This is a genomic window from Mesorhizobium sp. M7A.F.Ca.ET.027.02.1.1 (assembly GCF_004022985.1).
Taxonomy (GTDB): domain Bacteria; phylum Pseudomonadota; class Alphaproteobacteria; order Rhizobiales; family Rhizobiaceae; genus Mesorhizobium.
Genome location: NZ_RZOL01000256.1, coordinates 1 through 8810, shown reverse-complemented (window position 1 = coordinate 8810; position 8810 = coordinate 1). Strand labels below are relative to the sequence as shown.

The 8810-nt window shown below is 64.1% G+C and carries 2 protein-coding genes and 1 pseudogene; 1 reads left to right on the top strand and 2 read right to left on the bottom strand.

Annotated features, from left to right (window positions below):
• Nucleotides 1-977: pseudogene (locus tag EN749_RS24050) on the bottom strand (translocation/assembly module TamB); the annotation flags it as partial.
• 3 nt (nucleotides 978-980) lie between these two features.
• Nucleotides 981-2909: an autotransporter assembly complex family protein gene (locus EN749_RS24045; protein ID WP_127809949.1), complete on the bottom strand. Its 1929-nt coding sequence runs from the start codon at nucleotides 2907-2909 to the stop codon at nucleotides 981-983.
• A 272-nt stretch (nucleotides 2910-3181) separates the two neighbouring features.
• On the opposite strand from EN749_RS24045, the gene EN749_RS24040 reads away from it, so the two are divergent.
• Entirely contained in the window at nucleotides 3182-8680 is a 5499-nt protein-coding gene (locus tag EN749_RS24040; RefSeq protein ID WP_128364111.1) for an alpha-2-macroglobulin family protein, read from the top strand.
• The last annotated feature ends 130 nt before the right edge of the window (nucleotides 8681-8810 follow it).

Sequence of the window (8810 nt, the reverse complement as noted above, 5' to 3'; positions counted from 1 at the left end):
GCGGTGCCGTGCACCGCATCGCTGTCGATGTTGGCGCGGTCGACACTGACGCCACCGGCCGATGTGGCGGTGCCGGCAATGTCGAAACTGGTCTTGCCGGCAAACAGCGGCTTGAAATTCTCAGGCAGGAAGCGAGCGAAATCGCCGTCGCCCTTGGCCTCGATATGATTGCCCTTGTCGGTCAGTTGGTGGCGACCCGTCAGCTGGGTGACGATCTTGCCGTCGACTGAGAACGTGCCGATGCCGTTCCAATTGGCGAGCGGCCCCGTGCCCGAGACATTTATGTCGACCGGTGGCGTATCGGGCAGCTTGAGCAGATTGGCGATGATGCCGCCTGCCGGCTCCGAGGCCCTCAGGTCGAGATCGAGCCTGTTGTCCGCCGGCGCAAAGTGGATCTTGGCGTCGACATCCCCTTGCTTGCCGTCATGGCGGGTGATGTTGAGCACCGTCTCGACCGCCAGTGGCGCGGCATCGGCCTTGACCGATCCCTTGGCCGCAAGCTCGGCGATGCCGCTGCCGGCCAGTTGCTGGCCAAGCGCGATCTCGGGCAGATCGATCTGCTTGATGTCAATGGAAACCGGCAGCGTCGTCGTGCCCCCGCTCGGCGCTGGCTGCGTGCTGGCCACCGGCAATCGCGCCAGTTCAATACGCTCGGCAGCGATACGGTCGGCGTTGAAGTTTTTCGACAGCAGCGCCAGCGGCGACCAGTCCACGGCGACCTTGCGCGCCACCAGCCAGGCGCCCTCGCGGTCCTCCAGCACGACATGGTCGACGCTGAGCGCTCCGGACCAGATGCCGTCTATGCCGCTGACCGTGATCTTGCGGTCGTCGTTCGAAGCCAGCCGCGAAATGATGCCGGCGAGATTGTCGCGGCCGCGCTCGGTCTTGGTCAGCACCACGAGCGCGCCGATCGCTCCCGCAACCACGATCAGCAGCGTGTAGAGAACAATGCGGAGGACGCGCCAGACTGTTTTCATCGCTCAGAATGCCTGCCCGATGCCGGCATAGATGCCGAAACGCGGGTCGCCCGGATCGCGGTTGAGCGGCACGGCGGCATCGATGCGCAGTGGCCCGAACGGCGTGACATAGCGCAGGCCGACGCCGGCGCCGACCTTGACATCGGAGAAATCGGGAACCGATTTGGTCGATACGGTGCCGGCGTCGACGAACGGCACGATGCCGATCGTATCGGTGATGGCGATGCGCATCTCGACCGAGGTTTCGAAGAAGGACAGGCCGCCGATCGGCTGGCCGGTGAAGTCCTTGGGTCCGATGCCCTGATAGGCATAGCCGCGCACCGAGCCACCGCCCCCGGAATAAAAGCGCCGGTCGGCTGGCACATGTTCGAGGCTGGTGCCGACGATCGAACCGAGGGCGACACGTTCGGCCAGCACGAACTTCGAAGCCGAGTCCAGCGACTGATAGGCCGACCCTTCGCCCCTCAGCTTCAGGAACGCCGCACCGCTCAAAATGTCGTAGCTGGGCTCGGCATAGGCCAGCACCCGGAAGCCGCTTGTCGGGTTCAGCCGGTTGTCCCGGTTGTCATAGACATATTGCAGCGGAATGCTGGCGATCAGGTATTTGTGCTTGCCGAAAGCGTCGTGGATGCGGGAATAGTCGAGCGCCACCTCGGCGGAAACCGTCTGCTTCTTGGTCAGCTCGTAGGACAGCCCGGTGCTGCCCTTGACCGAGAAATGGTCATAGGCGTCAGGATGTTCGAGTACCGTCTTGACGCCGGCGAAGAACTTCGATGCCGGCCCGATCACGCCCGGCTTTTCGAACATGATGCCGGCATTGTAGTTGAGCTCGCCGAGATCGTTGCTGCCGATGCCGCTGATCTTGCCGTCGATGCGCAGCTTCTCGGCCCGGCCGAACAAATTTCGGTGGCCCCAATAACCTTCCAGGCCCAGCCCCTCGGTGTTGGAGAAGGTGCCGCCGACGCCGAAATAGCGTGGCTTGCGCTCGCTGACCTGGACGCCGATCGGAATGTTGCCGTCGGCATCGAGCGTGTCGGCTTCCTTGAACGTCACGCTGTTGAAGACCTCGAGCGCCAGCAGCCGGTCGCGCGCGTCATCGATCTCTTGCGGCGAGTACTGCCGGCCGCGCTTGAGGGCGGTCATGTATTCGGTGAAGTCGCGGTCGACCTTTTCGGTGCCTTCCACCGTTGTGTCGCCATAGCCGGCGACCGGCCCAGCGGCGACCGTCAGCGTCACGTCCAGCGTCGAAGTAGCGTGGTCGGCGACGATCTGCCGGTCCGTCACCTCTGCCAGCGGCCTGCCTTGCTCCTTCAGCGTCCGCACGATCAGCGCCTCGGCCTTGAGCACAGCGCCGGATCCCGCATCGCCGCCTGATATCAAGCCGTAATCGGCGCTCATCAGCCCCGCTGCGTCGCCCTCAAGGTGGATATTGCCCAAGGTGAATTTCGGCCCGCTGGCAATGTCGATGACCACGGGAACCGGCTGCGGCCCGTTGAATTCGGCATCCGGCGGCAAATCGTCGAGCGGCTTGCCGTCGATGGTGACGGTGACGACGCCTTCGTAACGGGCATCGGCATAGAGCGCGGCGACAAGCTGTTCGCGGTCGCTGCGCGCCTTGGCCATCAGTCCGAGCGAACCGGAAACCGGACGCTCCTCGTCACTCTTCAGCGCAGAGGCATTTTCGAGCTTCTTGACCAGATCCTTGTCGGCGTCGGGGGCGGAAATGGTCACGGCGTAACGCAGGGGATCGACGATATCGGCATCCTCGTCGCTGGACGACCCCCACAGCTTGATGCCGAAAAGCTCGAAAGCGACCGACGGGCGCGATTCGGCGACGAGCACGGTCGAGCACATCATGGCCAACAGCAGGGCGCGCGGAAGCGCACGCCCTGGCGCGCGACCTCCTGACATCTGCTCTTCATGCGCCGGCATTAAGACAACCTAGATCACAAAACTAAAACTGGAATGAAGTTCTGAAGCGCTCGTAAAGGGGCCACAATCCAATTGTCTGAAATAGGGCGGGCTTGGAATTCACACCTTTTGCGTCGCCGCAAGAAAGCGTGATCCCCTGTCCTATGGAGGTACTACCGGTGATCGGCCGGAAAGGAAACCGTTGGCAGGCGGAACCCTGCCGCGTCCTTGTGTTGACAAGCCTGACTGAAGCTTGATCATGCCCGGACGTCAGCTGTGTCTGGAGGGGTGTTATGGCAATGCGCGCGGCTCGTGGTCTGTCTATCCTGATTCTTCTGTTTCTCGCCTGGGCCAATGTCCTGGCCTGGAGCAGCGCCGCGCAAGCGGCCGAGGCCCGGCGGATCGCGACAACGGACAATTCCGATTATTTCGGCTTTGATCTCAGGTCCGACCAGAATGTGACAATCGACCAGTGCAAGACGACATGCCTGGGAGACCCGGCCTGCCGCGCCTTCACTTACAACAAAAAAGCCAAATGGTGCTTCCTCAAATCCGACTACAACCAGCTGAAAACCTTCAACGGCGCGGTCGCGGGCAAGGTCGTCAACATCGATGGCGATCCTGATATCGGCGCGCCGCCGGAACTCGCTTTCTTCCCCAACTGGATGGCCGATCAGGCCCAGCAATACCGCAACAAGCTGCTCGGCCCGGCCTATGACAAGCCGACCGAAGGCATGGCTGCCTTGCTGAACGCCGCCGAACAGGCCGTGCTGACCGGGGATCACCGCTCCGCCATGCTGAAATACGAGGCCGCGGTCTCGGTGCTGCCCGATGATGGCCAGCTCTGGCTTAACCTGGCGCGTGAAACGCTGGCCGTGCAGCCTGCCGCAAGCACCTCCGAAGCCTCCACTTTGCCGGCGAACAGCACGTCGGCCTCTTTCAATGCCTATAAATTGCTGCGCACCACCAAGACGCGCGCCGAAGTGCTGGCGCTGCTCGGCAACGGGCTCGACAAGCGCGATCTCTACCGGCCGGCGCTGCAGGCCTATGAAGCCAGCCTTGCCCTGAACCCTTCGCCGGCGGTCCAGGCCGACTATGCCGATCTCAAGGCCCGCAAGGGTTTCCGCGTTATCGACCACACCATCGACGCCGACACCAGCGCGCCGCGCATTTGCGCGCAATTCTCCGAGGATCTGGTCAAGACCGGCGTCGACTACGCGCAGTTCGTCACCGTCGACAACGCGCCGCCCAAGGGCGTCGAGGCCAAGGACAAGCAAATCTGCGTCGAAGGACTGGAGCATGGCCAGCACTACGACGTCACTTTCCGCGCCGGCCTGCCGGCGGCAATCGGCGAGGTGACCGCGGCCCCGGTGGTGCTGTCGATCTATGTGCAGGACCGCGCACCGTCCGCCCGCTTCACCGGTGACAGCTTCGTGCTGCCGGCCGGCGCGCGCCGCGGCATTCCGATCGTCACCGTCAACATGAACGCCGCCGAAATGAAGCTCTACCGCATCGGCGATCGTTCGCTGGCCCAGCTTCTGTCGGGCTACCAGTTCCTGCACCAGCTCGACGGCTACGACATCTCCAACATTTCCGAGCAGATGGGCGCGCCGGTCTGGCAAGGCCAGCTCGACATCGCCAATGATCTCAACAAGGAGGTCACCACCTCCTTCCCGGTTGACGAGGCGCTGCCGCAGCGCAAGCCCGGCGTCTATGTGCTGACCGCGCAGGCCGTCAATGACAAGAGCGACGACTACAATTCGATGGCCACGCAATGGTTCGTCGTCTCCGACATCGGCCTGTCGACTTATACCGGCCAGGATGGGTTGAATGTCTTTGCCCGTTCGCTGGGCAGCGCCAAGCCGATCGCCGGCGCCGAACTGACGCTGGTTGCCAGGAACAATGAGGTTCTCGGCACGGCGACATCGGATGCCGATGGCCATGCCGTCTTCAACCCCGGCCTGACGCGCGGCGACGGCGGCATGGTGCCGGCCGTGCTGATGGCCAAGCAGGGCGACAATGATTTCGTCTTCCTCGACATGGGCCGGGCCGGCTTCGATCTGTCCGACCGCGGCGTCACCGGGCGCGCGGCGCCAGGAGCCCTGGACGTCTATGCCTGGACCGAACGCGGCATCTACCGTGCCGGCGAGGATGTCCATGTCGCGGCCCTTGCCCGCGACGGCGCCGCCAAGGCGGTCGAGAACCTGCCGCTGACCTTCGTCTTCTCGCGCCCCGACGGTGTCGAAAGCCGCCGCATCGTCAGTGACGGCGCTTCGGCCGGTGGCCATGCCGTCGACCTGCCGCTCGAACCCAACGCCATGCGAGGCACCTGGTCGGTGTCGATCTACACCGATCCCAAGCAGCCGGCGGTGGCCAGCCAGATGTTCCTGGTCGAGGATTTCGTGCCGGATCGCATCGAATTCGATATGAAGGCCGACAAGCAGGAAATCACCCAGGGCGAAACCGCCAACATCGACATTGACGGCCGCTTCCTCTATGGCGCGCCGGCGGCGGGCCTGGCGCTGGAAGGCGAGTTGACGCTGTCGACGTCGCGCCACTGGGACCGTTTCCAGGGCTTTTCCTTCGGTCTTGCCGACGAGCAGTCGGCCGAACCCACGGTCACCCCCCTCGCCGGTCTGCCGGTGGTTGGCGATGACGGCAAGGTGACCTTCCCGGTCTCCGTCGACCAACTGCCCTCGACCACCAAGCTGGTCGACGCCAAGGTGACGGTGAGGATGCGCGAAACCGGCGGCCGCGCCATCGAGCGTTCGCTCAACATCGGCATCCGCCCGCAAGGCCATATGATCGGCATCCGTCCGGATTTCGCGGACAATGAAGTGCCCCAGGGCGGCACCGCCAAGTTCAGCCTGATCGCCGTCGATCCCGACGGCAAGCGCGAGGCGCTGAAAGGCGCGCAGTGGACGCTGGTCAAGGTCGAACGCAATTACCAGTGGTACCGCTCCAACAATTCCTGGAACTACGAGCCGGTCACCTTCACCAAGTCGATCGCCAACGGTCAGGTCGACCTCAGCGCCGACGGCGACGCGACGGTCTCCGTGCCGGTCGATTGGGGTCAGTATCGCCTCGAGGTCGAAACATCGGATCCCGAGGGACCGGCGACAAGCTACGAGTTCGATGCCGGCTGGTATGTCTCCTCGACCACCACCGAAACGCCTGACGGCCTCGAAATCGCCCTCGACAAGGACAATTATGCCGCCGGCGAAGTGGCCAAGCTGAAAGTCTCGCCGCATTTTGCCGGCGAACTTCTCATCAACATCGGTTCCGACAAACTGTTGAAGACCGTCACGGCATCCGTGCCGGCCGGCGGCAGCACGGTCGACATACCGGTCGGCGACGATTGGGGTGCCGGTGCCTATGTCACGGCAACGCTTTTCAGGCCGGGCGATGCGCAGGAAACGCGCATGCCGGCCCGCGCCATCGGCGTGAAATGGCTGAAGGTCGATCCGGGCTCGAAGAAGCTCGCCATCACCTTGACGCCGCCGGACAAGACCATGCCGCGCCAGCAGCTGTCGATCCCGGTTTCGGTCGCCGGCGTGCAGCCGGGAAGCAATGCCTACGTCATGGTTGCCGCCGTCGATGTCGGCATCCTCAACCTGACCAACTACAAGGCGCCGGATCCGGAGAACTGGTTCTTCGGCCAGCGCATGCTGGGCATGGAAATCCGCGACATATACGGCCGCCTGATCGATGGCTCGCTCGGCAATACCGGCAAGCTCCGGACCGGCGGCGACGGCGCCAACATGCAGGCGCAAGGCAACCCGCCGACCGAAAAACTGGTCGCCTTCTTCTCCGGCATCGTCGAACTCGATGCCGACGGCAAGGCGCGCGTCGACTTCGACATCCCGCAGTTCAACGGCACCGTGCGCGTCATGGCCGTCGCCTGGACCAAGGATGCGGTCGGCCACGCCCAGTCCGATGTCATCGTGCGCGATCCCATCGTGATCACCGCTGGCCTGCCACGCTTCCTGGCGCCTGGTGACGCCGCCGTCATGCGCCTAGACGTCGCCGACACCGATGGTCCGGCCGGCGACTATGCGTTCTCGATCGAAACAACGGGTGACCTGTCGACCGGCGACAAGCCCCTGCCCCAGAAGCTGACGCTCGCCCAGGGCAAGCGCCAGACGCTGACCGTGCCGCTGGTCGCTCAGACGGCCGGCAATGCCTCGCTCACCATCAAGCTTGCCCATGCCGACGGCACCAGGGTCGAGCAGACGCTCTATGTGCCGGTGCGCCCGGCGCAATTGCCGGTGACCACCCGGCTGGTGGTCGACCTCAAGGGCAATGGCGGCGCGCTGCGCGTCGACAAGGAACTGCTGGCAGCCAGCCTGCTCAACGGCGCCTCCGTCAGTGTCGGCGTTTCGCAGGCCGCCGCCTTCGACGTGCCGTCGCTGCTGATGACGCTCGACCGCTACCCCTATGGTTGCGCCGAGCAGACCACCAGCCGCGCCATGCCGCTTCTCTACGTCAATGAGTTGGCTTCCGGCGTCGGCATGGCCAGCGATCCCGATATCCATGGCCGCATCCAGGACGCCATCTATAAGGTTCTGAGCTATCAGGCCTCGGGCGGCAGCTTCGGCCTGTGGGGTCCGGGCTCCGGCGATCTGTGGCTTGATTCCTATGTCACCGACTTCCTGACCAGGGCGCGCGAGCAGAAATACGACGTGCCGAGCCTGGCCATGAACCAGGCGCTGAGCAATTTGCAGAACTCGCTCGGCTACGACCAGAGCGTCCAGGACCGTGGCAGCGAGATCGCCTACGCCCTCTACGTTCTGGCCCGCAACAAGAAGGCCTCGATCGGCGACCTGCGCTACTATGCGGATACCCAACTCGAAGCTTTCTCAAGCCCGATGGCCGTTGCCCAGCTGGCGGCAAGCCTGGCGCTCTACGGCGATACACCGCGCGCCGAAGCCACCTTCAAGACCGCCTTGCAGTTGGCAAAGTCGACCACCGACTACGACTACTACCGCTCCGACTACGGTTCGCGGCTGCGTGATGGCGCGGCGATGCTGGCGCTGGCGGCGGAATCGAAGCCGGTGCCGACAATCGTGCCGGAACTGATCAAGCTGGTGACCAGGGAACGCGCGGAAGCCCGCTGGACCACCACCCAGGACGAATCCTGGATGCTGCTGGCGGCCCGCGCGCTGAAGGAGGGCAATGATACGATCACGCTGGCCGTCAATGGCGCGGCGCATTCCGGCGGCTACTCCAACCAGGCGGAAGGCTCTGACCTGGCCGACAGCCCGCTGACCATCGCCAACACCGGCAAGACCCCGCTGCAGGCCGTCGTCACCACCGTGGCGTCGCCGGTCCAGCCCTTGCCGGCCGGCGGCGACGGCTTCACCATCAACCGCACCTACTACAAGCTCGACGGCACCGAGGCCAATGTCACCGAGGCGACGCAGAACGAACGCTATGTCGTCGTGCTCAAGGTCAACGAGCAGAACAAATGGCCGTCGCGCCTGCTGGTCACCGACCTGTTGCCGGCCGGCTTCGAGATCGACAATCCCGGCCTGGTCTCCAGCGCCCAGTTGACGAACTTCTCGTGGCTGGCGCAGACCGATGCCGCGCATCTCGAATTCCGCGACGACCGTTTCGTCGCGGCGTTCAACCCGGCCGACGGCGATCATGACCACAATCTGACGCTCGCCTATGTCGTGCGCGCGGTGACGCCTGGTACCTATGCGCACCCGGCGGCAACGGTGGAGGACATGTACCGGCCGCAATATTCGGCCCGCACCGCCACCGGCATGATGGAGATCAAGGCGCCGTAAGGCGCCTTGGCGAATATGAAAGTGAGGCTTGTGCTGCCCCTCATTGCCCTGCCGGTGTCCAGCCGATAGATGGGTAACAGTTTGAACCGGATAGATAGGTAACAGTTTTCCCCCTTATGATGGGTTCGCG